Source organism: Wolbachia endosymbiont (group B) of Lycaena phlaeas (assembly GCF_947251875.1).
Lineage (GTDB): Bacteria > Pseudomonadota > Alphaproteobacteria > Rickettsiales > Anaplasmataceae > Wolbachia.
In genome coordinates this window covers 878,776-905,368 of sequence record NZ_OX366392.1, presented here as the reverse complement: position 1 = coordinate 905,368, position 26,593 = coordinate 878,776, and the positions used below count along the sequence as shown (strand labels likewise).

The window sequence follows — 26,593 nt, the reverse complement described above, 5'->3', positions numbered from 1 at the left end:
TAGTAGAAAGTTGTTGTAAGTTTATGTATTTTGAGGCTGTAATGGTCAAAGGTACATGAAGTATGATCAGAGTTAAAGGTGCAAGAGAGCATAATTTGCAGGGTATTGATGTCAATATACCAAAAAATAAGTTAGTTGTTATAACTGGACTAAGTGGTTCTGGTAAGTCTAGCCTCGCATTCGATACGATTTATGCAGAAGGCCAACGCCGATACGTCGAAAGTCTATCGGCTTATGCACGTCAATTTCTTAATATTCAAGATAAACCTGACGTTGAATCGATCACAGGCCTCTCTCCTGCAATATCAATTAACCAAAAATCGATCTCAAAAAATCCAAGATCAACTGTTGGAACCGTTACTGAAATTTATGACTATCTACGCTTAATATATGCGCGAATAGGCATTCCTTACTCACCCGCAACTGGATTGCCAATAACGAAACAGACTGTATCTCAAATTGTAGATACTATTACAGCATTACCTTTAGAAACTAAAGTATATATAATTGCTCCTATTGTACGTGGTAGAAAGGGAGAGCATCTAAAAGAGATACTGGAAATTAAAAAGCAGGGTTACGTAAGACTAAAAATAAACGGTGAAATATGTGATATAGATGACTTGCCTAAGCTCGATAAAAACAAGAAACATGATATTTTTGTGATTGCAGATAGAGTGTCCATATCAGATGATATAGGAAATCGACTACCAAGCAGTATAGAATCAGCATTGAGACTTGCCCATGGCTTAATGTATGCAGAAATAGTTAACTTACCTGATAACCACAATTCCGAGTATAAAAATGGTCAAACTTTAACTTTCTCAGAGAATTTTGCATGTCCTGAGTCTGGCTTTACTCTTGAAGAAATAGAGCCAAGATTGTTTTCTTTTAACAGCCCCTACGGTGCATGCAGTTCATGCAATGGGCTCGGTAAAAAGCTAAGTGTTGATGCAAAGCTAATAGTGCCAGATGAAACGCTCTCGATATCTGAAGGTGCTTTAAAGCCAATTGGATCAATATTCCGTCAAGTGCATACAAACTATGGATTGCTAAAAAATGCAATTCTGTCACTGGCTGAAAATTGCAAATTTAGTCTTGATGTTCCGTGGAAGAATATAGACCAAAAAGTGAAGGATTTAATACTTTTTGGCTCTAGAGAAATGAAATTTCAAGGTTTGGTCAGTATCCTAGAACGCCAGATGGATTACGATGCATCACTTATTGATAGGTATTGTTCTGTTACTGACTGCAAAGAATGTGCTGGCTATAGATTGAGAAAAGAAGCACTTACAGTGAAAATTGATGAAAAACACATAGGTGAAATATCAGGGCTCAGCGTCGATGAATCCCTTGATTGGTTTGAAAATTTGCCAGACAAGCTCACAGAACAACATAAGCAAATTTCAAATAAAATATTAAACGAAATAATCAAAAGGCTGACATTTTTAAAGAATGTAGGGCTAAATTACCTTACACTTGACCGTGAATCTAGCACTCTCTCTGGTGGTGAAAGCCAGAGGATCAGGCTTGCTTCGCAAATTGGCTCTGGTTTAACAGGAGTGCTATACGTGCTTGACGAACCCTCAATTGGCCTTCATCAATGTGATAATGATCGATTAATTGCCACACTTAAAAATCTGAGAGACATGGGTAATACTGTGATTGTTGTTGAACATGATGAAGACACAATAATGGCTGCTGATTATGTGATTGATATTGGTCCTGGAGCTGGTGTAAACGGAGGAAAAGTTGTTGCAGAAGGAACACCAGATCAGTTACAAAAAAATTCAGAGAGCATAACAGGACAGTATTTAAGTGGAAAGAAGGAAATTTCAATTTCAAAAAGAAGAAAGCAAACAACTCAGTTCATAAAGGTAGTTAATGCTTGTGAGAACAACTTAAAAAATATAAATGTTGAATTTCCTATAGGGAATTTTATTTGTGTTACTGGAATATCAGGAGGAGGGAAATCAAGTTTAGTGATAGAAACATTATATAAATACTCAGCACACAAGATAAATCATTCATCTGCAAGGCATGGTCAATGCGACAAAATAGAAGGCCTTGAGTATATAGATAAAATTATAGAAGTTGATCAATCGCCAATTGGTAGGACCCCAGCATCAAATCCAGCAACATATGTTGGTATGTTTACTCACATCAGAAATTGGTTTGCAGGTCTCCCAGAGTCGAAGGCACGAGGTTACAATATAGGCCGATTTTCATTTAATACCAGGGGAGGAAGATGTGAAGCTTGTAAAGGTGATGGGCATTTAAAGATCGAGATGCATTTCCTACCGGATGTTTATGTGAAATGTGAGCAATGTAGAGGACAGAGGTATAACCGAGAAACATTGGAAGTTACTTACAAGGGAAAATCAATTTCTGATGTGCTTGATATGACAATAGATCAAGCATGTGACTTTTTTGAAAATCTTCCAATGATAAAGGAAAAGTTGATTTCTTTACAGGAAGTAGGGCTTGGCTATATAACGCTTGGACAGTCGTCAACAACGTTGTCCGGGGGTGAAGCACAACGAATAAAGCTGTCTAAGGAACTATCAAAGCGATTTACCGGGAAAACATTGTATATTCTCGATGAGCCAACAACTGGGTTACATTTTGAAGATGTAAATAATTTACTGAAAATACTCCATAGGCTAGTTGATTTAGGAAATACTGTTATAGTTATTGAGCACAATTTACATGTTATAAAAACTGCTGATTACATAATAGATATTGGTCCAGAGGGTGGAGTAAAAGGTGGCGAAGTGGTTGCTGTAGGAACTCCAGAAAAAGTTGCACAGACTCCAAAAAGCGTTACAGGCAAGTATCTTAAAACATATTTATTGGATCAAGTATCGACTATTTCTTAATAATTAGGTTATGAGGAGCATTTTAAAAGGTATACCTAACATATTTAATTCATGAATCTTCTCTTATTAAAAAAAGCTACAGATCTCATATTTCCAAACGTATGCGTAAGTTGTGAACGTATAATTGATAAAAGTTATGATTTATGTAGTGAATGCAATAAAAAAATCAATTTTTTAACTAAGCATTACTGTAATGTTTGTGGTGTAGTAATTCCAGATAACATTGATACATGTGGTAAATGCATCAGTAACCCTTCACCATTTAAAGTATTAAGATCAGTTTTTGCTTATGATGAACATAGCAAAAATATGATTATAAATTTTAAATTTTTTGATAATTTAAATTATGTGAAAGTCTATGCAAAGTGGATGTACAAAGCTAACAAAGACATGTTTCAAAATGCAGAGGTCATAGTTCCCATACCGCTACATAAAATACGCTTATTTAAACGTAAATATAATCAAGCAGCATTGCTCGCGAAGGAATTAAGTAAGTTATCTAATTTATCTTATACACCATTTGCAATAAAACGTATTCGTCACACCAAACCTCAAGCTGGTCTTTCACTTAAACAGCGTGAAAAAAATTTGAAAAATACTTTTAAAGTAAGTAACAGCGAAATTATCAAAAACAAAATCGTGATATTGGTTGATGATGTAGTAACAACTGGCGCAACCGCAAGGTCTTGCTCTCAGGAAATTTTAAACTCTGGTGCCAGAGAAGTGAGAGTGCTATCGCTTGCAAGAACTGTATGAAAATCAGCTTTAAGGTATAATTTTCATTTTTGAAAACTGTTTAGTGTCTTAGTACTAACTTGTGTATCATTCCTCTTAAAAAAAAGTCTAGTTATAGTGTATACGGAGTCTATAATTATAGCTCTTTTTCTAATAGTTCGAATAGCTGAATATTCTTTCTGGCTAAATTTTTTATAACAAACCAATGGTTTGATTAAAATCAGGAGAATATGGAGGCAGATATATAACTTCAGCACCGACACTTTTAACAAAGTCACTTATTTTCTATGAAAAGTTGCATTATCCAAAATCACCCAGCAAAAAGCTTGAACTAGCTATTAAAAACGTCTGTATCGCAATAGCCTTCAAAAATCATAGGCGCCATAATTTTTCCCTTATTCAAAGCTGCAATCATATTTTTGAATACTCACTGCATTCAGAAAAAAATAGGTACATGCTAGTGTAATAGCACTGGATGTAATAATTGGAACAAGTAAAAAAGCCTCTATTAGTTTTCTTATAGAGCTGGCTGGTTTAATGCTGTTATTATTCAATGATGCAAAATAATTTTCACTAAGGTTGGCCATCCATTTTGCGCCAGATAAGACCCTCTCACTATTTTTTTAGATAAGTTGACTTGTATTTGCTTTCCCATGTTTATAATTATGCTAATAATAAATATGATAAGATCAGTATAAATTTTTTACTTCCGTGTTTTTTCTATTGTTGTTTATAATGACTATAGTTACATCACATATTTCTTTCAATTAAATGGATCAGTTATTTATTGCAAATCACTGACTTTTTTAATGGATTCTTTTTCTAAATAATTTACAAAAATGTGTTTACTTTTGTTTGTAATTGTGTAGTAACTGCAACGTAAAGTTATAGGAGGTAAAGATGAATTTTGAAAATCTGAAAAAGATATTAAGTGCAATTGATAAAGATGCAAGTGTAAATAAAGATAACGTAATTAATAAAATAAAAGAGGTATTGCGAAGGGAAGATACAATAGCGTATCAAGAGTGGGAAAATAAAAATTTTAGTATAAATCATACATTCATCCAAAGTGATCCTGATGCCGAATTTACATTATTAATTGCAGCTGCAGCATCTAGCTGTAAGGATTTAGTGAATGTTTTATTAGATAGGCATGCGGATGTTCATGTAGAAGATGAAAATAGAGAGACTGCTTTGCATCATGCCGTTTATAGTAGATGTGTAGGTGTAGTAAATGCTCTACTAAAAAAAGGTGCTGATGTTAATGTAAAAGACAGAAGTGGTAGTACTCCTTTGCATTATGCTACTATATATGAACTCATAGATGTAGTAAATGCTCTACTAAAGAGAGGTGCAGGTGTTAATATAAAAGATGGAAATGGTAGTGCTCCTTTGCATTATGCTACTTTAAGTAACCATGTAGAGGTAGTAGATGCTCTGTTAGCTGAAGGCGCAAGTGTTCATGTAAAAGATAGAAATGGTAGTACTCCTTTGCATTATGCTGCTAAAAATGGCTATTTAGAGATAGTAGATGCTCTACTAGACAGAGGTGCAGATGTTTATAAAAAAGATAGTTTGCAGAAAACTCCTTTGTATTATGCCATTATAAATCACCAAGAAGATACGGTAGAGAGTATAAAAGGGTTTTTAAAAAATAAAGTAGTTCAAGGTAGTGTAGTTGTTGGTGGCTTAGTTGCCATGTTAGGGAATTTTGTAACATCGACGCTTTTTATAACCGAGACAATGGAAATTACATTAACATCTGTTACGGCAGCAATAGCTGTATCTGCATCAACAGCATTAACATCTGGTTATGTTAAATATCTAATGTCAAAATTCGATAACGAAATAAAAGAAATAAAAGAGCGACAAAACGTAATGGAAGGGAGGCAAAGCTTAACAGAAGGGTGGCAAAGTGTAGATCTACAAAGCATACGTATACATAATGCTCTTTCGTAAATTTTTACTTCCGCACTTCTTTAGTGTTGCTTATAATAACTATAGATTTAGATCTTAATTAGAGGCTTTAATTACCTACTTTAAGTTATTGAATTTCTTATCATAGCATCTATCATTCCAGTACCCTGGAATGATAGAAAAAGAACACTGAATTAAAAATACAACATACCATCTTATATCTTAATACTGCATAATACCTCGATCATAGATTGATTAAGGATGCCTTAAGTTAGTCTTGCTTTACTATGAAAAGCTTGTACTCTTTAAATGTATTATTTATAAATTAACTGTTTATAAGCTAAAATATGTCTAGTAGAGCTAATATACCTTTTTTTATAGCTGGTGCTATTGCTTCTCTTACATTAATTATCTGGAGTTTTTGCTGTAGCTCCTTACGTTGCATTTTTATCTTCAGTTGCAGCTTTAAATATAGCTCCCCCTGTTATTTTTATTTTATTTGCGCTTTCTGCAGTAGTAATTGTGTTTTCATATAAAATGATTAAACAAAGTAAAAAATCTCAAGAAAACTCGAAAGCTGAAGTCAAAGAGCTAAATAAAGAGTCAAGTAAAGAAGAAAATAAGCTGACTCCAATTAAAGAAGAATTAGAAGATGGAAAGGATAAAGAAAATAAATACGGGTTTAGTGGTCTAGAAGAAAAAGTTCATAGAATTTCAGAGAATTTTGTAACGAAAGATGAAGTGAATGGGTTAAAAAAAGAGGTTAGTGATCTTTCTGCAAGGTTAATTAATAGTCCTACAACAAAAAATGAAGTAGAAGTAAAGCTGAATATGGAATTTTACGCAAAAGGTGAAGCAAGAGGATGGAATACAACATTTGATAATATTATATTACCAAGTGACATAAAAGAAAAGTTGAGAGGAATTTGTGAGTCAAAAAGCGGAGGATATCTCTTGTACAGTCCACCAGGAACTGGTAAGACTAGTATTAGTAAGGCAATTGCAAATCAAACTAAATCTCTGTTTGCGTTTATGTCTGTTTCTGCGTCTTGCTTGTCTAGTCAAAGGAATATAGATCAAGTTTTTGAGAAAGCAGAGACAAACAGTCCTTGTATGATTTTTATAGATGAGATTGACGGAGTTGGTAAAAAGCGAACTGTTCATGAGGATGCAGGGCCTTTAACTTATTTACTCACTAAATTGGATAAAGAGTTTTTATCCTCAAAAAATATAACGGTAGTTGCTGCAACTAATCATAAGAATCATTTAGATCCTGCGCTTATTAGGGGTGGTCGTTTGGAGTGTATTGAGGTTCCTGGGCTGGATAAAGACGATACACGTCAAAAAATATTACAAGAACGGCTCGAAAAATTAAAAGATAGCGATATGAAAATTCTTGTACAGGCTAGTAAGGGATTCTCAATGGCAAATCTGATTTGCTTAATCGATAAAATAAGCGAAACTACAGAAAAGGAAGGCGAAATAAAATATCTTCGCACTTTCTGTAAAAATTTCAAGAAGAAGCATAACATAAAAGATGAGCCAGATAAGAAACATAGTAACGGGAAAACTAAAAACAAGTATATAAGGCTATCATCTGGAAGCTTATCTAGAAGTTCATCAGTAAGCTCTTCATTGAGTGATGTATCTTCTCGAGGAAGTAATCGGCAAATTGAGGAATAAGGAGAATTACTACATAGTCTGGCCATGCAAGTGACACAAATGTCATTCCAGTGCTTGACAATAGTTTTTATCCAGAAGGGTCATTGAACTTCTAAAAGAGTGTCATTCCAGTATCACAGTACACAGCTATTATCTATCAGAAGGATGTCATTCCAGTGCCCAGACACTGGGATCCAGGAGTTTTATTAAACTTGCAAGTATAAAAGTAGCTGCTTTATGTTGAAATACAACGTTTTTGATAATGATAGAAAAATGGATCCCAGTGTCAAGCACTGGGATGACAGGAAAAGGAGGCACTGGCATCCCTTTTCATGGACGCCAATGTCAGCTACTTGCATGACACCATTCAAATCATGTCATTCCAGTGCTTGACACTGGAATCTATATTTTTCATGTAGGCCAGTGTCAGCTACTGACATTTGCTAACTCAACAATTCAAAACAATCTATCAAAAAGGAGAATATTATGTCTACAATAATTTTATCATCAATTTTAGGTCAAGCAGGTAGTATCTTTGGTCCAATTGGCCAAATTATCGGCTCAGAGCTCGGGGCTCTGCTTGGTGCACAGCTTGATAGTGCAATGTTTAGTCTTGATGCTGAGCAAAAGATAACGCATGGGGCGAGGCTGAAAAATCTGCAAGTTCAAACCTCAACTTATGGCAAAGCAATTCCAATTATCTATGGCACTGCTCGCATTGCTGGAAACATTATTTGGTCACAGCCAATAAAAGAGGAGGCGATAACCACTCAAAATAAAACAGGAAGAGGTATAAATATTACATATAACTACTATGCAACACTCGCAATTGCAATTTGCAAGGGGAAAGTGGAAAAATTAAATAGAATCTGGGGGGGTACAAAATCGCTTAGCTTTGACCAAATAGATTATACTTTTTACCACGGTAGAGAAGACCAAAACCCTGATCCGTTTATGTTATCAATCGAAGGTGAGAAGAATGTACCAGCTTATAGAGGAATATCTTACATAGTCATCAAAAATTTCCCTTTGGCAGACTATAGTAATCGTGTTCCGGTGTTTACATTTGAAGTGCAAACTGCACTGAAGCTCAGTGGATTCTCAGTAGCAGAAAACATTAAAAATATCAATATCATACCAGGTTCAGGGGAGTTTGTGTATGATACGAAAATACAGAAGAAAATTGCACGAGAAAAAATAAGCAGTAGTCAATATATTCCCTATGGACCGGTACAAAGAGTAAATCACAATAATCACACAAAAAAGAGCGATGCTATGCTTTCTTTGGACCAATTGAAGGAAAGTTTACCAAATGTTGAATGGGCATCGGTAGTGGTTAATTGGTTTGCAAGCAGTTTGAATATCAAAGATTGTAAAATATATCCTGCAGTTGAATTTCAAGACGATTCTGCTATAGTGCCTGATGATTGGCAAGTAGGAAATATAACCAGGGATAATGCCCAGCTCATTTCAAAAGATAATCATGGAAATCCAAGATATGGTGGTACAGTTAGCGATGCAGCACTAATAAGATATATAGAAGAGCTGCATAGCAGAGGTTATAAGGTGATGCTCTATCCAATGCTCTTGCTTGACACAAAAAACAAAGAGTGGCGGGGAAAATTGAGCGGGCCTCCTGAAGATATAAGTGATTTTTTTGAGAATCAGTATAGTAAATTCATAGAGCATTACACGAGCATTGCCAAACAAACTAAAGTGGAAGGGTTTATCATCGGGTCTGAATTTGCGCAGCTTACCAGAGTAAAAGATGTAGAGGGTAACTATCCTGCAGTAGCAGAGCTAGTTAAAGTTGCAAAGCAAGTAAAGCTTCAGCTTGGAAAAGAAGTAAACGTAACTTACGCTGCCGATTGGAGTGAGTATCATTCATATGATGGTTGGTATAATATGGATGAACTATGGTCTTCACAGTTCATCGATGTTATTGGCATAGATGCTTACTTTCCACTCACCGATGGCGAAGAACCTCCTTTTGGCTATTCCGCGGAAGGTGTAATCTATGGTTGGAGCAGCGGAGTAGGGTATGATTATTTTTACGATTACTCAAAGAGTGAGCCTGAGAAAGTAAAGTATAACGACAGCATGTATGCGTGGAAAAATATTGAGAAATGGTGGAGTGAAGTTCATGTAAATCCAGGTGGTAGTAAAACAAAATGGCAGCCAAAAATGAAGAAAATATGGTTTACCGAATATGGATTTCCCAGTATGAACGGCTGCACTAATGAGCCCAATGTGTTTGTTGATAAAGGTAGTATAGAGAGTAAATATCCACGATACTCAAACGGAGAGGTGAGCTTTCTTTCGCAGAAAACTGCAATCGAAGGAACATTAAAAAAGTGGCAAAGCTCAGAAATGGTGGAGAAAATGTTCCTCTGGGCGTGGGATGCAAGGCCATTTCCTTATTTCCCCAATTTATGTGACATGTGGGCTGACTGCCATAACTGGCAGACCGGGCACTGGATTCAGGGAAAAATTTCACAACTTAATGTTTCCGATGTTTTGTCTGATCTGTTGCAAAAGGTAGGTCTCAAAGGCGATCAGTTTGATACAAGTGATGTTAAAGGATTACTATCTGGGTATGTAATAAATGATCAGCAACCCGTACGCTCAATTATTAAAATGCTGCGAAGGTGCTATTTTTTTGATGTGGTTGAACAGAACTCAAAACTGAAATTTATTCAAAAGGGCAGGGGAGTGACAACTGGTATACCAGTTGACGAAACTGTTTTCAATCACAATCCCAAGCTGATACAGCTTAGTCAATTAGATTTAAACAATAGGATTAACATCGTTTATTTTAACCGCAATTTTGGCTATCCAATTGATGTGAAATATGCTGAACTGCCAAAGCAGGGCAATGCTGCAACAGTTGAAATACCTCTCATTATGGAGGAAGGGGAGGCGCAAAATATAGCTGAAGTTTTACTTTATTCTTCGTGGCAAGAGAGAAATGTATACAACTTTAAGCTCCCGATAAAATATGCATGGCTTTTACCAAGTGATGTCATAGCAATTTCAGATGGCGAGAAAAGACATACGATGAGAATTATAAAAACAAAGTTTGAAAGCATGTCCATTCAAGTAATGGGAGTTGGTTATGATCCCTCTATATACAAGCTCTCCTTTCCTTCAACAAGATCACTTATGCTTAAAGAATACCCTCCTTCTCACATCAGTAAATCTATCGTAGAAATGATAGATTTACCGCATATTAAAGGTAATATCGCAAGTTTTACTTTAATTAGTGAAGAGGAAGGTTGGAAAGGAGCAACACTTTTTATTTCGTATGATGATAAAAATTATAAGCCCATCGCGAGCGCAAACATACAATCTACTTACGGATATGTAATCGAATCTACCGATGAGGGAATTACAGTAGTGCTACGTTTTGGTAAGCTAGACGTCATGAATCCAACTGTGTTAGCGCTGGTTGGAAAAGAGGTAATAAAATTCCAAGATGCCAAGCTTATAGATAAAAATAAATATAAGCTTAGCAACCTAATTAGAGGTCAAGAAGGGACTAAGAAATATGAACACACTGCAGGTGAAAAATTTATTCTACTTGATGATTCAATAATTTCTTTTGAAGTGCAAAAAGGGAGAAAGTTTTATCTTAAGGCAGTCACTTACGGTGATTCATTAGATAATACGGAAACAAAAATTGTAAACTGAGAGAGCGTAAGTGAAATCTTAATGTCTACTTGCATTTTATTAAAAAATCCACTATATTATAAATATAGCAATATAGTGAGGTAAAATTATGACTAATAGTGTAAATGAATTATCAAATAAAGCACCAATAATACTAACATGGGTGCCAAGAGTGCATGGTGCATCTTTACCAGATGGTAAAAATAGTAGATTGAATTATTTAGATATAATCAAGAATCATAAACTAAAGAATGAAGAGGAGAGGGATATATATCTGATTATCAACGGCCCAGGGTTTAAGCAAAGCCAAATAGATAATTTAAAGCGTGAACTGAAAGGAATTGAAGGAGTACATGTTATAGACTTGCATCAGTATGACTGGAGCGAAATAGATCAAGGATGGAAGATAGATGGTAAAGATACTAGTATCAAAGATTTCTTTAGAGATATGTATAACATGACAGGTGAACAAAGAACATACTTTGCTGTTGAAATAGATACTTTTAGATTAGTTGCTCTGGCACTCTTAAAGCAGTTTACGGAACATGAAGGTGGAATATATATAGACTTTGATTCTTTAAAAGCCATTGACACTCATATAGGGAAGGATATAACAATCCCTGAGGGAATATTGTTGGGACCGATTGTTGTAGGTATTAACGATAGTGGAAAAATCGTTTATACACAGTTAAATAATGACTTAATTGCGATAAATGATTTAAGCATAGCAGTTGATATCTTATCTAAGTATAAAAGTGAAATACTAAGTCAAAAAGAAATGTGCGGTAAATTAGTAGAGTATTTACCTTCAGCTATAATTAAACTAGGTGATTGCATCAGTATGCTTGAAAAAGAGGAAGAGATGAAAAAGGAAGAAGAGAAAGATGAAATAAAAAGGATTATCAAAGAAGTGAAGAATCAGAAAGAGTATGCAGAAAGGTGTGTAGAAGATTTAAGCAATGGTAGAATAGCGACGTTATATGAACAAGCTTTTTTTCCCTTCCTTACCCAATTTGGAGAAAATTTAGGTCAACGAAATGTTGTGAGGATAGTGCATGATAAATTAATTGGTCAAGAAGAAAGCAAATGGAAGTCATTTGCTTTTGGAGAGAACAATGGTAACTATTCTATGGGTCTAGTAAATAGTGATGTATCCTGGATGAAAGGAAAAGATCTATACCGTGAACGAGTAGATAATAAGCTGGAAGGAGCAGAAGTAGACAGGGTAGCAATGGAAGATCTATCGCTTGCATAACAGTTATTAAAGAACTTTCTATATTTAAAACAGAAAGTTCTTTAAAGCAGAGGCTGTAAACTTTAACTTATGACGGAAACAAAGATTCTAAATAATTGACAATTAACGTAATATTTGCTAATATTAATATAAATGTAATAGAGGGTAACATGTCAAGAAAAGTAATTAATACGTTGAAATCTAAAGTAAAAGAGCTAAAATATAAAGATTTAAAAGCTCCAATAGAACCAGAAAACGAGGATAACATAAGTTCTGGTTATTTAACATGTATTGATCTTAAAAGAGAACAAAACCTTACTATTAATGGGCAAGTAATAACTAATGATTTTATCAATACACTATTCTCAGATAATAGGGGTATGATTTTAGAAGGTGAAAATGGACAGAACAACTATCGTCCATTTCTCAAACGAGTTTTTATAGAAATGTTCGAACATGTTGGTGCAGCAACTCCCAATAACTCTATTATTGAAGAGTTGATAACTAACTATAATCAGGCAGGATATTCTAGTTGTTTGTGTTATCAGCAGCAGAGTGCTCTTAATCCGTTTGATTTGTTGATACTAGGTAATGAAAGAGAACAAACAATTGGTATGGATTGTGATAAACCTGATTGTTTAAAGTTCAGTTTTAGTCAAAGAACTAAATGTGTCTTTGATAATGGTCTGATTATAAAATGCAATTTATCCTGTTCAGCAGAGTTTAAACTAAAATGTAAGGATGGAAATGTGACATATGAAGATGGTAAAGTGTTGCTTACAATCCCTAAAGAGTTAAAAGACTACAAAGCTGGCGATGACAGTCTGCTTGATAAGCTTACTGATATTATTAATAAGCTTGTTGAATACTTTAAAAAGCTCTGCGAGAAATTGGGCTTTAAGTTTGATACAAGGATAGAGTATGATTCTGAGCATAATATAAACATAGAGCACAACCTTGGCAAGCCACTGAAGGTGATAGATGAGCCAGATGTATATGCCGTCAATGGCTTGAAGCGCAAAGCACAATAAAAGTATTTGTTTAGGGGAATGAGGACTCCCTTTATTGTTATTCAAGTAGCTAACACTGGGGTCCAGAGCAGGCAATAAGAACTGGTCACGTGCTGGAATGACAAGGAAGAAAGTGCTGGTTTGAAATTAAATTTTCTGGATTTTAGTGTCACAAATTGACCCTATAGTTTTCTTTTCTCGTCTAACTGATTCTATCACTCTGCTGAACGGATGCCAATAAAATTGTCTTCTTTTAAAAGAATGTGAAAGCAATTGGTTGAATTTTTTTACTAATGTTTTATTATGCCGTGAATGTTGTGAGGTAAAACAATGATCGGTAATATAAAAAAATTATCAAATAAAGCACCAATAATACTAACTTGGGTGCCAAGAGTATATGGTGCGTCTCTACTGAATGGTAAGAATAGTGATCTTAGTTACTTAGATATAATCAAAAATCATAAATTAACAAATGAAGAGGAGAGGGACATATATCTGGTTATAAATGGTCCTGGATTTGAAGAAAATCAAATAGATGAGTTAAAGCGTGAACTGAAAGGAATGGAAGGAGTGCATGTTGTAGATTTACACCAATACGACTGGAGCGAAATAGATACAGGATGGAAGGTAGATGGTGAAGACATTAGCATAAAGGATTTCTTTAAGAATATGTATAATATGTCAGAGGAGCAAAGGATGTATTTTGCTGTTGAAATAGATACCTTTAGATTGATTGCTCTTGCTCTTTCAGAAAAAATGACAGGAGAGAAAGGTGCAATATATATAGACTTTGATTCTTTAAAAGCCATTGACACTCATATAGGAAAAGACATAACGATTTCTAAGGGAATTTTGTTAGGGCAAGTTACTGTACATGTTAATCAAGAGAGCGGCAAAATTATTAAAACGGATTTAAATAATGACTTGATTGCAGTAAGTTGTCCAAGTATAGCGATTAATATTTTAGCTCAATATAAAAGAGAAATACTGAGTCAAGAAAAAATGTGCTATGAGTTGGCAGAACGTTTATCTCGGTTTATGCAAAGAGAAGAATCACAATTTTTTACCGCATGTAAAAGATTGGAAGAAGAACAGCTGTGGGATTATGAGACGAAGAGATTAGTGAGAGTTATTAAATACGGATTAAAGAAGATAGAGTGTACAATAGGTGATCTCAAAAATGGTGAGATAAGAAAATTATATGAGCCACGGGTGTTAAGGTATATGCAACATCCTGAAGTAAGTATGAATTTGGGTCAATTTTATACTGTAGAAGTAATTCGTAGTGAATTAATTGGTCAAGACGAAAGTAAACTGAAGCTGTTTTGCTTCGAAGAGGACAATGGCAATTACGTTTGTACAATAAATGGTGACCTATCTTGGGCTAGAGGAGCAAACTTATACCATAAACAGGTAAAAAGTGAGTTAGAAAAAGTACAAGTAGATCAGATGGAATTGGAAAATCTATCGTTAGAGTAATCAAGTGTAAACCGGAAAGTAACTCAGGTTACAGTTGATAGTCTATATTATTAAAAGGTTAATAGTTATATATATATTATAGTATAAGAGCTATTAATAGTATATATGTCAAAAAAAATGATTAATGAGTTGAAAGATAAGGCGAGGGAGAGGAGATATGCTGATTTGAAGTCTACAGAAAGTTCTGATTATAGAACATATAAGGATTTGGATATGGACTTCAATAGTGAATATGAATTTGTTTGTGACCTTGTTATTAATGGGAAGGCAATAACTAATGATTTCATTAAAAATTTATATTTAAAACATGAAAATCTCATTACAGAAGATAAGGACAAAAAAGGGAGTTATCGTCTGTTTCTTAAGCAAATCTTCACGGAAGTATTTGTACACGCCGGTGCAGCAGTTCCAAATGACTCTATTATGGAAGAATTGATAACTTATTATAACAGGTCTGGGTACAAGCAATTCTTTTCTTCTCAAAGTCAAGCACTTCGTTCTTTTGGATTGTGCATGTATTCATTCCACTATTTAATTCCTTCTTACAGAGAAAGGACCTGTATAAGTTGTGAAGATCCAAATTATCTGAAGTTCAGTTTTAGCGTAAATGATGGTATATATAACGGTAATAAAATTTTAGTATGTGATTTACAAAACTCAGTGGAGTTTAAACTAAAATGTGAAGGTGAAAATGTGATATATGAAGAAGGTAAGGTTTCTCTCACTATTCCTAAGGAGCTGAAAAATTACAAAGCAAATGATAAGAATTTGTTTGACGTTATTATTGAGTATTTTCAGAAATTTTGCGAAAAATTTGGATTTCACTTTTTTGAGGAAAATTTTGAGTATAATCTGGATAAGCCACTTGGAGTATTAAGTGATATAAATACAACCAAAGACAAGAATCTAAACTTGAAGAATTTAAAATAAGATATTGAAATCTCCGCTTTTTTTAATAAGGTGAGTATAATAAAAAGTAAATCAAGTTTTACAGAAAACCTTTACTTATGATGAAAAGTACGTAATACGTATATAATATAAGATTGTGATATGTCAAAAAAAATAGTTAACGCATTGAAATCTGAAGTAAAAAAGCTCAAGTATTCTGATTTAAAATCTATACCAATGAAATCAGGTGGTTGGAGTAGCATAAACTCTGGTTACAACACATATATTGACCTTGATAGATCACACAACCTTACTATCAACAAACAAAAAATAACCAATGAGCTTATCGAGGAGCTATATTCAAAACATAAAGATCTCATTTTAGGGAATGAAAAAGGGAAAAGAAACTATTGTTTGTTTCTTAAAGTAGTCTTTATGGAAATGTTTATACGTGTTGGTGCAACAGTTCCAAATGACTCTATTATAGAAGAATTGATAACTAGTTATCATCAAGAAGGATATAATCATTTTTTGTTTCTGCGTTTATTAAAGGCTCTTTTTCCACTTGGCTTGCTTGTGTTAGATTCTGATATAATAATAACTTATAGTATGGATTGCCATAGTTCCAATTGTCTAAAACTCAGTTTTAGCATGGAATGTATAAGGGTACTTAGCAGTGATCTTGCTAGTGATATCAAAACACCAGGTTTTTACAGTTCAGTAGAATTTAAACTGAACTGTAAGGGTAGAAATGTAACATATGAAGATGGTAAAGTGTCTCTTATTATTCCGAAAGAGCTGAAAAATTATAAAACAAGTGGTAGAAGTTTGTGTGACATTACTATTGAGTATTTTCAAGAATTTTTTGGAAATTTGGGATTTAAATTTGAGACAAAAGTGGAACATAGTCTAGGGGAGCCACTGAAGGTGTTAAATGATGTAAGTGTGCTTTGCTCTCAGTTAGAATGTATCCGTTCAGCAGAGTGGTAAAATAAATTAGACGAAACTAATAAGTGGGTATCATGAAAATCCAGTCTTTTCATGCAAAAAAAAATGATGTCATTCCAGCGCGTGACCAGTTCTGATTGACTAATCAGTCTTCTGGATCCCAGTATCAAGTACTGGGATGACAAGAGTAAAGAGGAAACTGGGATGACATTATGAAGGCCTAGCAATTTATGACGGTGTCATTCCAGCGCGTGACCAGTTCTGATTGCCTGGTCAGTCCTCTTGGTTTCAGTGTTAGGCTACTCGAATAACAGGTGTTACTGAAATAACACCGATGGGCTACTGGAAGGATAAGAGGCTACTTGAATGAAAAGAAAGGGAGTGCACATTTCTTTGAACAGATAGGTTAAATTAGGTTGAAGTTTTAGCAGCAGCAAGTCTGTTAAAATCTTCTTCAGCGTGGTACGATGACCGCGTTAATGGGCTTGATGCAACTACCAAGAAGCCTTTAGAATAAGCAATATATTTATAATGCTCAAACTCTTCTGGAGTAACATATCTATCAATTTTTGCATGCTTTGGAGTTGGTTGCAGATATTGACCAATTGTAATGAAATCAACTTCGGCGCTACGTAAATCATCCATAACCTGAAAGATTTCTTCTTTTGTTTCTCCAAGACCAACCATAAGCCCTGACTTCGTGAAAAGTTTAGGATTAATCTGTTTCACCATCTTTAGCAAATATAGTGAATGAAAATAACGAGCTCTTGGTCTTATTTTTGCATACAGCCTTGGTACTGTTTCGATGTTGTGGTTATAAACATCAGGTGATGCAATAGCTATTGCTTCAAATGCTCCTTTCTTATTTAAAAAATCAGGAGTGAGAATCTCTATTGTTGTTTCCGAAGTTATCTTTCTAATTTCTTCTATACACCTTATAAACTGATTTGCACCACCATCTGATAAATCGTCACGGTCAACAGAGGTAATGACAACGTGCTTTAAATTTAACTTTTTTATTGCTTTTGCTAAATTTTCTGGTTCATGAGGATCGAGCTTATCAGGAATGCCAGTTGCAACGTTGCAAAACGCACAAGCACGAGTACAAACAGAACCGAGAATCATCACAGTAGCATGACGTTTATTCCAACATTCACCAATATTTGGACACGCAGCTTCTTCGCATACTGTATGTAAGTTATGTAGCTTAACAGTGTTTAAGGTTTCATTGAATACTTTACCAGCTGGAGCTTTTGCTCTGAGCCATGTAGGCTTACTATGCATCTGAAACAGCTAGCTCTACCTCTTGTTTTGCTAAAACTTTCTTTAATCTTCTTTTTATCTTTTGCGCTTCTTTACTTAGTTTAATTGTTTTTGTGTTGAGCAAGAAAGCATCAAGATCACCTTTGTAATCTATAGTTCTTAAAGTTCTTGTCGCTATACGAAAGCTAAACTTTTTTTCTAATATATTACTCGTTAATGTAACTTTATGTAAATTTAAGAGAAAGGTACGCTTTGTTTTACGATTTGAGTGCGATACCTTATTACCAAAAGACTTTTTTCTATTTGTTAATTCACAAATTCTACTCACTTCAATATACCAATTTATCCTATGTAACTAGGTTAACCTTATATAGTTAAATAGTCAACTCCCTTGCTTGATTTTTATACCGTATACTGCTTTATAGCCAAAAAACACTGTAATTTTTTCTATTACAAGAGAAACCATATGCTGCATTTCTAATGCTTTACTGCCATTTGTTACTAACAGATGCAGAACACCAGAATTTACGTTTTGTGCGTATGAGATCTTTTGTGGTTTTGTACATTCTGCTAATTCCTCTCCAACTATACTTTTCCAGTTTAAAATAAGACGTATTTCATTTTTGCTGATCTTATTTTTCATGCATTTTAATGCATAGTTTTCTATTATAGATTTTAATTTCTTTGGCCCGCTATATTTAAACATCTTTCCAGTGCTTAAAATTAAATTATATTACAACTTTCTTATACAAAAAACTAACTTATTGTTTTCATGATCCTCGGCCTCACACATAAAAAGCAGTATTTGTATATCTAGCATTTGCCAGAATTTTGTGTTTCCTACCTTGTAATCATTTTTAATTTTAATTTGTTAAATTATTATGAAGCTAATTAAAATTCGGGTAAAGTATAGTATTTCCAAGAAAATTATCTTTTTACTGTATGCAGTAATTTTCTTATAGCTATCTGTTTTTTAAGATCTTTCTGCAATCCAAGCTGCTTGAATGGCCTCTAATATTTTTTCATTACAATACTTTTCATCATCATCAAACTCCTTCAAACCCAAGATCTTTTTCTTAAGTTCAGTGAATCTAATACTAATTATATCCTTATTGGGAAACTTCTCTTCTAGAGCTTCTGCAATATCTTCTATATCAAGCCATTTCATACTTTTTTGATAAATTAAACTGGTGCCCATGGGGAGACTTGAACTCCCAAGGTCGCAAAACCCACGGATTTTAAGTCCGCTGCGTCTACCGATTCCGCCACACGGGCCTTATGTTGTTTATCTAGAGTAAAATTCTACTACTAAATTGACTTCCATGTCTGCTGAATAGGGGACTTCGGAATATTGAGGCGCTCTCAAATACTTCACTGAAAGTGCTTTGCTATCTGCCTCTAAATAATCTGGAGCCTTACGTTCTTGTTTTTGTTCAGCCTCTATTAATATAGGAATTTTTGCTGCTCTTTCCCTTATTTTTACTATATCACCAGGCTTCACTCTATAACTTGATATGTTAACCACCTTATCATTAACTGTAACATGTTTATGAGATATAAGCTGTTTTGCCGAGTAAATTGTTGGCACAAAACCAGAGTGATATAAAACAGAGCTTAACCTTGATTCTAAGGCACCAATAAAATTATCAGCCGTATAACCCTTTCTTTTGTAGGCATCTAAAAATGTACGTCTAAGCTGCTTACTTGAAATTGCATAGTAGAACTTAAATTTTTTATGTGCAGCAAACTGCTTACCAAAATCAGATAACTTCTTAAATCCAAGAATACCATGCTGACCTGGAGGGTATTTTCTTTTATTGACCGAATCTTTTGCTCTACCCCATAAGTTTACACCAAGCCTGCGACTGATTCTATACTTTCTATTGATAACAGTTGTCATACAAAAATTCTCACAATCTAACTATAAATTATTAATGATTTTAACATTAAGTGTCAACTTGTTTTTGCCACTATGATATAGTATACTTCACTTTTAAGTTTTCCTATTAATACATGAATCATCTACTACTAAAATCCATGGCAAATGCTGTCCGCTTTTTATCAATTGATGCAGTACAAAAAGCAAATTCTGGACATCCAGGTATGCCACTTGGCATGGCAGATGTTGCCACTGTATTATTTGCTAAATACCTAAACCATAACCCTGATGATTCTCAATGGATCAGTAGAGATCGTTTCGTCTTATCAAATGGTCACGGTTCAATGTTGCAATACTCTATATTATATCTGACAGGCTACATTAGTATAGATGAACTAAAAAACTTCAGGCAACTTACATCAAAAACTCCAGGTCACCCAGAATTTGGCTTAACTTCTGGTATAGAAGCAACAACAGGCCCGCTTGGTCAAGGATTTGCCACTGCTGTTGGCATGGCACTTGCTGAATCGATTCTTGAAAAGCAGTTTGAAATCAGTCACTACACTTATGTAATGCTAGGAGATGGCTGTCTTATGGAAGGTATAAGCCATGAAGCAGCGTCCCTTGCTGGGCATCTTAAATTAAATAAGCTGATAGCACTTTTTGACGACAATGACATCTCTATAGACGGCTCTACTAGCCTCTCTTGTTCTGATGATGTAGAAAAGCGTTTTTCAGCGTATGGATGGAATGTTGACAAAATCGATGGGCATGACTTTGATGCTATATCCCTTGCAATAGAGCAGGCACAAAAGTCTGATAAACCTACACTAATCTGTTGCAAAACTATTATCGGAAAATTTTCGAGCCGTGCTGGCACATCTTCTGCTCATAGTGGTGCCTTTACAGAGGAAGATGTAAAACAGATGAGAGAAAAATTGAATTGGAACTATGAACCATTTTATGTACCAGAAGATGTGAAAAACGCTTGGATGGAAACAGTTAAGAGGGCAAAACAAAACTATACATCCTTGATCAATGAAGAACTACAAAGAAGACTTGAGAAACGTTTGCCGAATAACATCGAGAGTGATTTGGCTAACCTGAAGAAACAAATATGTGAGCTCATGCCAAACGAAGCTACTCGATCTTCTTTCGGCAAAGTAATGGAAATATTGACTAAGTCTATGCCAGAACTAATTGGTGGCTCTGCTGATCTTACCGGTTCAAATTGTACTAAATATAAGCACATGCAGGCAATAGATAGTAATGATTATGGTGGCTCTTATGTCCACTATGGAGTGAGAGAGCACGCTATGGCAGCTTGTATGAATGGTATGGCTCTTCATGGTGGAATTATTCCTTATGGTGGAACTTTTTTAGTATTTTCCGATTACTGCCGCCCTGCTATACGTCTTTCAGCTTTGATGAAACAGCAGGTTATATATGTAATGACTCATGACTCAATTGGAGTAGGGGAGGATGGTCCAACTCACCAGCCAATAGAGCATTTAGCTTCTCTGAGAGCTATACCAAATCTGTATGTTTTTAGGCCAGCAGATGCAATTGAAACTTTGGAGTGCATTAGCATTGCATTGGAAAAAAAAGAATCTCCATCGTTATTTGCACTTTCAAGGCAAAATATTAATTACATGCACTCTTATACTGACCAATTGGCCAACCTATCAAAATTTGGTGCATATATACTATGCGAATATTCAGGAAAGCTAGAAGTGACGATATTTGCTACCGGATCTGAAGTTGAAATTGCAGTTGAGGCAAGAGAAAAATTACAGGAAAAAGGTGTAGGTACAAGGGTCATTTCTATGCCGTGTTGGAGGCTTTTTGACGAGCAAAGTGATGAATATAAAGGGGTAGTATTAAATAATGACAGCATCAAAGTTGCAATTGAAGCTGGAAGTGAAGTGGGTTGGCATAAATATATAGGTTCAAACGGTATATTTATTGGCATGAAAAATTTTGGAGAATCAGCACCTTATGAAGCTCTTTATAAGCATTTTAATATTAGCGCTGATTATGTAGTAAAATGTGTTTGTGAATAACACTTTTTGTCATTACGCTGCGCATAAAATTACTTAATGAACTCAGCCAATACCGTTATTATGATAAGAAAGCTGGTGAAATGTTTCGAGTAACTTTTTCGTTTCTATGATCCACTTGGCGGCAAGAATAAAGTTTTAATCGTTCCATGGTTTCTGTATAATTTTCAAAACTTAATTGGTATATATGAAGGTAATAATAGGTAGCGCTAGTAAACGATTAGGAGATTCAATAGCAAGTGGGCTAAATGCTCAGCTATTCCCCAATCAGGTGTCAAGATTTGCCGATGGTGAGGTAAATGTAGAAGTAGCAAATGATCTACGTAATCAAGAAGTATATATAGTACAATCTCTTTCTTCCCCTGTAAATGATAACCTTATGGAGCTTCTGCTTACAATTGATGCAGCAAAGAGATCTGGAGCCAAGAGAATAACAGCTATTATTCCTTATTACGGATACAGTAGGCAGGATAGGGTTATTAAAAACAATAATATGCAATCTGCTTTAAGTGCTAAATTAACTGCAAATCTTATTCAAATAGCTGGTGCAAACAGTGTTGCTGCTATTGATTTGCATTCAAGTCAAATTGAAGGTTTTTTTGATATACCAGTTACTAATCTAAGCTGTTTTGAAGTATTTGTTAACTCTATATACAAGGAAAACTTGGCAATAGTTGCGCCTGATGTTGGAGCAATTGGCAGAGCTCGTGCTTTTGCAAAGATTTTAGAGGAAAAACACAAGTTGGATAATGATATTGTTGTAGTAGATAAATATAGAGAAAAAGCAGGTACATCTGAGGTAATGAATGTAATCGGAGAAGTTGCAAACAAAAATTGCGTCATTGTTGATGATATAGTTGACTCTGGCGGAACATTATGTAATGCAGCTCTTGCTTTAAAAAATCGAGGAGCAAAGTCTGTAGTTTCGTGCATTACACATGGAATACTTTCAGGAAATGCAGTTGAGAAAATCTCTTCCTCTTCTCTGGATAAATTAGTAATTACGGACACCGTATTTCACAAATTTGAAAAAAATGATAAGATAGAGGTTGTTTCAATTGCAAATATTTTAATTTGCTTTATGCAAGGAGGTAAAAGTGCCAGCTAGATCAACAGAAGATGTTATCACTTCGTTAATAGAATTTGCAAATAAGAGAAAAATAACAATTACTAAGGAAGAAATGCTTAAAACTGCACAGCTTGTGAGGATTAAGTTATCCGATGATGAGATTCAATACTACTCAAAAGAACTGACAATGCTGGATTGGATACATGATACTTTGTTGAAAGTTAATACTGAAGGTGTTTCTCCTATGCGTTATGGAACTATAGATAAGGATATTCATGTACGCGATGATATTATAAATTCTCAAAACATTAAAGAAGAAATATTATCCAATACAAAATCAGAGCATGGGTATTTCGTAGTACCGAAGGTTATAAACGATTAAGATAAAGCAAGATTTATACCGATTTTATAGATCTACTTTCAAAAATAAGACCAATCTGGTAAAGAAGCATTCGTTGGAGTAAAAACCATTTTTTGATTTTTCTTTACTAAATCTACTAAATATAATTTAGAGTTGCTTGGTGATTCTGCGTTAGTAAAGATAATTTCTCTGCCATTTGGTAGCCATGCCGGAGATTCAATTTTATGTCCCTCTGAAAGCAAGCGCTCTTCTTTGCCATCTGGCTTCATAACTCCTATGTAAAATTTTCCTGACTGAATTTTTGTAAAAGCTATCAGATCTCCTTTTGGCGACCAAACAGGTGTAGCATATCTTCCATTTCCAAAACTAATTCTCTTGGGTTTTTTGCTTTTTTTAGTGAAATCTATGATATATAGTTGCTGACTTCCACTTATATCAGAACTAAAAACCATGTACTTTTGATCTGGAGACAAAGAGGGAGAAGTACTTATAGCTGAACCTTTAGTAATTTTTTTTGTTCGTTTACTGCTTAAGTCTAGAGATAATATATTTGTTTCACCACTCAATGAGTGGGAAATAAAAAGAGATTTACCATCAGGAGAAAATCTTGGTGCAGAAATAACTCCTTCAAATGCGCTGATTATTGATTCAGTGTTATCTTTTAAATTTTTTAATATTATATAACTTTTACCATTTGTGTATGATATATAAACAATACCCTTTCCATTTGGTGAAAATCTTGGTGTTGACACAAATTTCTCACCATTTGTTAAGTACTTTATATTACTTCCATCTTGATTCATCACAGCAATTTTACGGACGGATTTGTAATTGCTATCTTTTTCTTCAGCGATATATGTAATTTTTGTATTGAAATGCCCTTTCTCACCAATCAATCTATCATGTATCAGATCTGAAACAAGATGACTAATTTTCCTCCAGTCTTTTGCTAGAAAAACAACCGACTGAGTAAGCAATTCTCTGTTTGTAAAGCTGTCAGATAAACGAAAAGATAGCTCTAAATTTCTGTTTGATACTTCACTTAAACTTATTGTGACTACAGTATCGCTTTTCCAAGACTCAACTTTCGCGTCACGTTTCACATTAAATAAGCCACAATTAGATAGATTTGTTTCAATTACTTTTGTGATGCTTTCACTTAGCTCATTTTCCACTTCTGTCTTGCATGCACATTTAGATACAACAAGATCAATATTACCAATATTGCTTTTTTTTATATCAACATATAAAACAGCTTTTGTGGAATAAGGAATAAATAACGAAATAAATAACACCAGTTGAACGAATAGCTTCATTAGATTTCTTGCATTACCTCCTTTCATCTCAGCAAATAGCTTACTTTTGAAGTTAAACTGCATGACAGTAGAGTAAATCAATTTCTGCAGTACTTGACACTGGAATCCAGAAATTTGACTGCAAGTAAGTGCACTGAGGTGGCAAGCATAAAAGTAGCTGTTTTATTCTAAAATAAACGTCTTTGACAAGGTTGCATGAAAAACTGGATTCCAGTGTCAGAGCACTGGGATGACACTCTACTGGTGGAGATTGCTCTAAAACTACAATGTTTGCCTGGGCGTTGAGATGGCACCCTTCTGGTAGATTCAAATCACAATGTTTGTATAGTTGTGTGATCTGACACTGATTTTTTTTTACGGATTCCAGTATTGCATGCTGAAATAACATCAAAGAATACATTGTTAACTTCTTACTCAAATAATGGTTAATAAAAAGAGGTATATTTCTATACCTGTTCTATTTGGACTTCAATTATAGGTCTTTTTAGTAAATATTCCTTTAAGATACTAAATATTGAACTTTCAATCTTATTTCTTATTTTTTTTATCGGCTGTGAGTCAAATGCTGACTCAACCTTCTTTATGATCTTTTGCATAATGGCTGCATCTTTTTGCGCTTCGAAAACACCAGGTGCAAATACTTTTGGCTTAGCAAGCAGTTTATTTTTCTTGTTTACAACTGCTGTCACTACGATAGCTCCGGCATCTCTCATTCTCTCACGCATTTTTATAACGCTGCATTCTGGATGACGGAGTAACATACCATCAATACCAAAGTAGTCGACATCAATGGAGCTAACTTTTTCCCCATTTTCCAAATTAACAATATCACCTGGTGCAATCATTATTGCTTTTTTCACACCGCACTCTTTAGCAAACTTTACATGTGCATCCGTATGAATATACTCACCATGAACCGGAATAGACATCTTAGGTTTTATCAAAGAATACATTTCCCTTAGCTCTGCTTTTACTGGATGCCCGGAAGCATGAACATTCTCTGTTTTTTCAGTAATAACTTCCACTCCCATCTCAATAAAGGCATTGAGCGTGTTATGTGCACGAGTTTCATTGCCAGGAATGATTTTTGATGAAAAGATCATGGTATCACCTTGCTGCATTTTAAATGCTTGATGACTCTTAGAGGCAAGTCTTGCGGTAGCTGCCAGTGGCTCACCTTGACAACCTGTGCAAAGTAGCACCAGCTTTTCCCTTGGAAAATTTACTGCCTCCTTTGCTTCTAGAAACTCAGGAGAATCAGTTAAATAACCACTATCCTGAGCAACTTTCACTATTCTCCATAAAGATCTGCCAAGTAAAACCACTTTTCTATTTAGTGCTTTTGCAGCTTGGCTTATTGTTTCAATTCGCGCCACATTCGAGGCAAATAGCGAGACAGCAACCAATTTTTTAGACCGCTTTATTATATTGTAAATATTATCATAAATTTCACTTTCTGATTCAGGGTCGTGTTTGCTCAGTATGTTTGTTGAATCACAAATTGCTGCAAGTAGATCACCTTTATCGCCAATTTCTTTTAAACGCTCTATATTAGAAATTAATCCAACAACAGGTTTTGGATCAAATTTCCAGTCCCCAGTATGAAGTGCACTACCTGCTTCAGTGCTAATTAATATTGAATTTGCCTCAGGAATTGAGTGAGTTACATTTATAAACTCAACGGTAAAAGGACCCAAATTTATGCTGCCATTTATGTCTACCTCTTTCACAGGTACCACACCTTCCAATCGAAACTCCTTTAGTTTCTCCTTGAGAAAATTAACTGTAAACTTTGTTGTATATATGGGACATTGCAAATCTTCCCACAGATGAGGCACTGCACCACAGTGATCTTCATGTGCATGTGTAATTATTATTCCAAGCAAATCTTTTTTTCTTTGAGCAATAAAATCTACATCAGCAATGAGTAGCTCAACACCTGGCATAGTTTCATCTGCAAAACCGATACCAAGGTCGATCATAATCCACTTGCCTTGATAATGATATAGGCTAACGTTCATCCCAATTCTTCCTACTCCTCCAAGAGGAAGAAATAAAAACTCATTTTTGTTTATGTTCATTAATTTTAAATTATTAAAATGCGAGGATACCAAAACTTCGACCTTAAATAAAGGAATTTATCACTTTTGCATAACTTAAAAAAATCTTTTCACTAAAAGAGAAGGCTTTCAAATTGGTAAAAAGAATTAAGTGTAGACAGCTACCT

General features: G+C 34.6%; 19 protein-coding genes, 1 tRNA gene and 2 pseudogenes. 13 read left to right on the top strand and 9 right to left on the bottom strand.

Annotated features, from left to right (window positions below; all coding sequences use genetic code 11):
* Positions 1-62: 62 nt before the first annotated feature.
* Together uvrA and OPR37_RS04070 are read left to right on the top strand one after the other, a co-directional pair.
* Positions 63-2,876 carry an excinuclease ABC subunit UvrA gene (uvrA, locus tag OPR37_RS04075; RefSeq protein ID WP_019236961.1) on the top strand — a complete coding sequence of 938 codons (2,814 nt, stop codon included), beginning with the start codon at positions 63-65 and terminating at the stop codon, positions 2,874-2,876.
* 51 nt (positions 2,877-2,927) lie between these two features.
* Positions 2,928-3,632 (top strand): ComF family protein, encoded by a 705-nt coding sequence (locus OPR37_RS04070; RefSeq protein ID WP_010405036.1) that lies wholly within the window; start codon positions 2,928-2,930, stop codon positions 3,630-3,632.
* 115 nt (positions 3,633-3,747) lie between these two features.
* Here OPR37_RS04070 and OPR37_RS04065 read toward each other — a convergent pair.
* Positions 3,748-4,029: pseudogene (locus tag OPR37_RS04065) on the bottom strand (transposase); the annotation flags it as partial.
* 482 nt (positions 4,030-4,511) lie between these two features.
* Here OPR37_RS04065 and OPR37_RS04060 point away from each other — a divergent pair.
* From OPR37_RS04060 to OPR37_RS04025, 8 genes and pseudogenes are all read left to right on the top strand, one after another.
* Positions 4,512-5,570, top strand: a complete 1,059-nt coding sequence (locus tag OPR37_RS04060) for an ankyrin repeat domain-containing protein (protein WP_264684820.1) — start codon at positions 4,512-4,514, stop codon at positions 5,568-5,570.
* Positions 5,571-5,875: 305 nt separating this feature from the next.
* Positions 5,876-7,211, top strand: a pseudogene (locus OPR37_RS04055) (AAA family ATPase).
* Between the two features lie 465 nt (positions 7,212-7,676).
* Positions 7,677-10,880 (top strand): glycoside hydrolase/phage tail family protein, encoded by a 3,204-nt coding sequence (locus OPR37_RS04050; protein WP_265016828.1) that lies wholly within the window; start codon positions 7,677-7,679, stop codon positions 10,878-10,880.
* A gap of 88 nt (positions 10,881-10,968) precedes the next feature.
* On the top strand, positions 10,969-12,114 hold the full coding sequence (locus tag OPR37_RS04045) for a hypothetical protein (protein ID WP_264684817.1): 1,146 nt from the start codon (positions 10,969-10,971) through the stop codon (positions 12,112-12,114).
* 149 nt (positions 12,115-12,263) lie between these two features.
* A complete protein-coding gene (locus OPR37_RS04040; RefSeq protein ID WP_264684816.1) occupies positions 12,264-13,124 on the top strand; it encodes a hypothetical protein in 861 nt (286 codons plus the stop codon).
* 309 nt (positions 13,125-13,433) lie between these two features.
* On the top strand, positions 13,434-14,582 hold the full coding sequence (locus OPR37_RS04035; protein ID WP_264684815.1) for a hypothetical protein: 1,149 nt from the start codon (positions 13,434-13,436) through the stop codon (positions 14,580-14,582).
* A gap of 105 nt (positions 14,583-14,687) precedes the next feature.
* Positions 14,688-15,512 (top strand): hypothetical protein, encoded by an 825-nt coding sequence (locus OPR37_RS04030; RefSeq protein ID WP_007302637.1) that lies wholly within the window; start codon positions 14,688-14,690, stop codon positions 15,510-15,512.
* A gap of 120 nt (positions 15,513-15,632) precedes the next feature.
* The gene (locus OPR37_RS04025) at positions 15,633-16,460 is read left to right on the top strand and encodes a hypothetical protein (protein ID WP_052264918.1); all 828 of its coding nucleotides are present in this window, start codon (positions 15,633-15,635) and stop codon (positions 16,458-16,460) included.
* A 369-nt stretch (positions 16,461-16,829) separates the two neighbouring features.
* Here the strand turns inward: OPR37_RS04025 and lipA are convergent, their stop codons facing one another.
* The 6 genes from lipA to rpsD all read right to left on the bottom strand — a co-directional run bounded on the left by lipA (position 16,830) and on the right by rpsD (position 19,581).
* Positions 16,830-17,702 (bottom strand): lipoyl synthase, encoded by an 873-nt coding sequence (lipA, locus tag OPR37_RS04020; RefSeq protein ID WP_007302639.1) that lies wholly within the window; start codon positions 17,700-17,702, stop codon positions 16,830-16,832.
* Positions 17,695-18,009, bottom strand: a complete 315-nt coding sequence (gene rpmB / locus OPR37_RS04015; protein ID WP_007302640.1) for a 50S ribosomal protein L28 — start codon at positions 18,007-18,009, stop codon at positions 17,695-17,697. The genes lipA and rpmB overlap by 8 nt, the downstream gene beginning before the upstream one ends.
* A 54-nt stretch (positions 18,010-18,063) precedes the next feature.
* Positions 18,064-18,387 carry a DUF721 domain-containing protein gene (locus OPR37_RS04010; protein ID WP_006012687.1) on the bottom strand — a complete coding sequence of 108 codons (324 nt, stop codon included), beginning with the start codon at positions 18,385-18,387 and terminating at the stop codon, positions 18,064-18,066.
* 267 nt (positions 18,388-18,654) lie between these two features.
* Positions 18,655-18,849, bottom strand: coding sequence for a Fe-S cluster assembly protein IscX (gene iscX, locus OPR37_RS04005; RefSeq protein ID WP_026097274.1), 195 nt, complete (start codon positions 18,847-18,849; stop codon positions 18,655-18,657).
* A 20-nt stretch (positions 18,850-18,869) separates the two neighbouring features.
* Positions 18,870-18,956: transfer RNA gene (locus tag OPR37_RS04000), tRNA-Leu, on the bottom strand.
* A 10-nt stretch (positions 18,957-18,966) separates the two neighbouring features.
* Positions 18,967-19,581 (bottom strand): 30S ribosomal protein S4, encoded by a 615-nt coding sequence (rpsD, locus tag OPR37_RS03995; RefSeq protein ID WP_006012690.1) that lies wholly within the window; start codon positions 19,579-19,581, stop codon positions 18,967-18,969.
* 113 nt (positions 19,582-19,694) lie between these two features.
* Between rpsD and tkt the strand changes: the two genes are divergently transcribed.
* From tkt to gatC, 3 genes are all read left to right on the top strand, one after another.
* Positions 19,695-21,623, top strand: a complete 1,929-nt coding sequence (gene tkt / locus OPR37_RS03990; RefSeq protein WP_149168841.1) for a transketolase — start codon at positions 19,695-19,697, stop codon at positions 21,621-21,623.
* A 184-nt stretch (positions 21,624-21,807) separates the two neighbouring features.
* Entirely contained in the window at positions 21,808-22,728 is a 921-nt protein-coding gene (locus OPR37_RS03985; protein WP_019236386.1) for a ribose-phosphate diphosphokinase, read from the top strand.
* Complete coding sequence (gene gatC / locus OPR37_RS03980; RefSeq protein ID WP_007302647.1) at positions 22,718-23,071, top strand: Asp-tRNA(Asn)/Glu-tRNA(Gln) amidotransferase subunit GatC; 354 nt, start codon at positions 22,718-22,720, stop codon at positions 23,069-23,071. Before OPR37_RS03985 ends, gatC begins: the two co-directional genes overlap by 11 nt.
* 38 nt (positions 23,072-23,109) lie before the next feature.
* On the opposite strand, the gene OPR37_RS03975 is transcribed toward gatC, so the two are convergent.
* Positions 23,110-24,366, bottom strand: a complete 1,257-nt coding sequence (locus OPR37_RS03975; RefSeq protein ID WP_012481764.1) for a Tol-Pal system protein TolB — start codon at positions 24,364-24,366, stop codon at positions 23,110-23,112.
* Positions 24,367-24,812: 446 nt separating this feature from the next.
* The gene (locus tag OPR37_RS03970) at positions 24,813-26,447 is read right to left on the bottom strand and encodes a ribonuclease J (protein WP_012481763.1); all 1,635 of its coding nucleotides are present in this window, start codon (positions 26,445-26,447) and stop codon (positions 24,813-24,815) included.
* Positions 26,448-26,593: the final 146 nt, after the last annotated feature.

What these genes read in the sequence shown, in the direction of transcription:
- OPR37_RS04060 (WP_264684820.1), top strand. Translation starts at nt 4,512, where the DNA reads ATGAATTTTGAAAATCTGAAAAAGATATTAAGTGCAATTGATAAAGAT.
- tkt (WP_149168841.1), top strand. Translation starts at nt 19,695, where the DNA reads ATGAATCATCTACTACTAAAATCCATGGCAAATGCTGTCCGCTTTTTA.
- OPR37_RS04040 (WP_264684816.1), top strand. Translation starts at nt 12,264, where the DNA reads ATGTCAAGAAAAGTAATTAATACGTTGAAATCTAAAGTAAAAGAGCTA.
- OPR37_RS03975 (WP_012481764.1), bottom strand. Translation starts at nt 24,366, where the DNA reads ATGAAGCTATTCGTTCAACTGGTGTTATTTATTTCGTTATTTATTCCT.
- OPR37_RS04010 (WP_006012687.1), bottom strand. Translation starts at nt 18,387, where the DNA reads ATGTTTAAATATAGCGGGCCAAAGAAATTAAAATCTATAATAGAAAAC.
- rpsD (WP_006012690.1), bottom strand. Translation starts at nt 19,581, where the DNA reads ATGACAACTGTTATCAATAGAAAGTATAGAATCAGTCGCAGGCTTGGT.
- OPR37_RS03985 (WP_019236386.1), top strand. Translation starts at nt 21,808, where the DNA reads ATGAAGGTAATAATAGGTAGCGCTAGTAAACGATTAGGAGATTCAATA.
- iscX (WP_026097274.1), bottom strand. Translation starts at nt 18,849, where the DNA reads ATGAAATGGCTTGATATAGAAGATATTGCAGAAGCTCTAGAAGAGAAG.
- lipA (WP_007302639.1), bottom strand. Translation starts at nt 17,702, where the DNA reads ATGCATAGTAAGCCTACATGGCTCAGAGCAAAAGCTCCAGCTGGTAAA.
- OPR37_RS04035 (WP_264684815.1), top strand. Translation starts at nt 13,434, where the DNA reads ATGATCGGTAATATAAAAAAATTATCAAATAAAGCACCAATAATACTA.
- OPR37_RS04030 (WP_007302637.1), top strand. Translation starts at nt 14,688, where the DNA reads ATGTCAAAAAAAATGATTAATGAGTTGAAAGATAAGGCGAGGGAGAGG.
- OPR37_RS04045 (WP_264684817.1), top strand. Translation starts at nt 10,969, where the DNA reads ATGACTAATAGTGTAAATGAATTATCAAATAAAGCACCAATAATACTA.
- OPR37_RS04070 (WP_010405036.1), top strand. Translation starts at nt 2,928, where the DNA reads ATGAATCTTCTCTTATTAAAAAAAGCTACAGATCTCATATTTCCAAAC.
- uvrA (WP_019236961.1), top strand. Translation starts at nt 63, where the DNA reads ATGATCAGAGTTAAAGGTGCAAGAGAGCATAATTTGCAGGGTATTGAT.
- OPR37_RS04025 (WP_052264918.1), top strand. Translation starts at nt 15,633, where the DNA reads ATGTCAAAAAAAATAGTTAACGCATTGAAATCTGAAGTAAAAAAGCTC.
- OPR37_RS04050 (WP_265016828.1), top strand. Translation starts at nt 7,677, where the DNA reads ATGTCTACAATAATTTTATCATCAATTTTAGGTCAAGCAGGTAGTATC.
- OPR37_RS03970 (WP_012481763.1), bottom strand. Translation starts at nt 26,447, where the DNA reads ATGAACATAAACAAAAATGAGTTTTTATTTCTTCCTCTTGGAGGAGTA.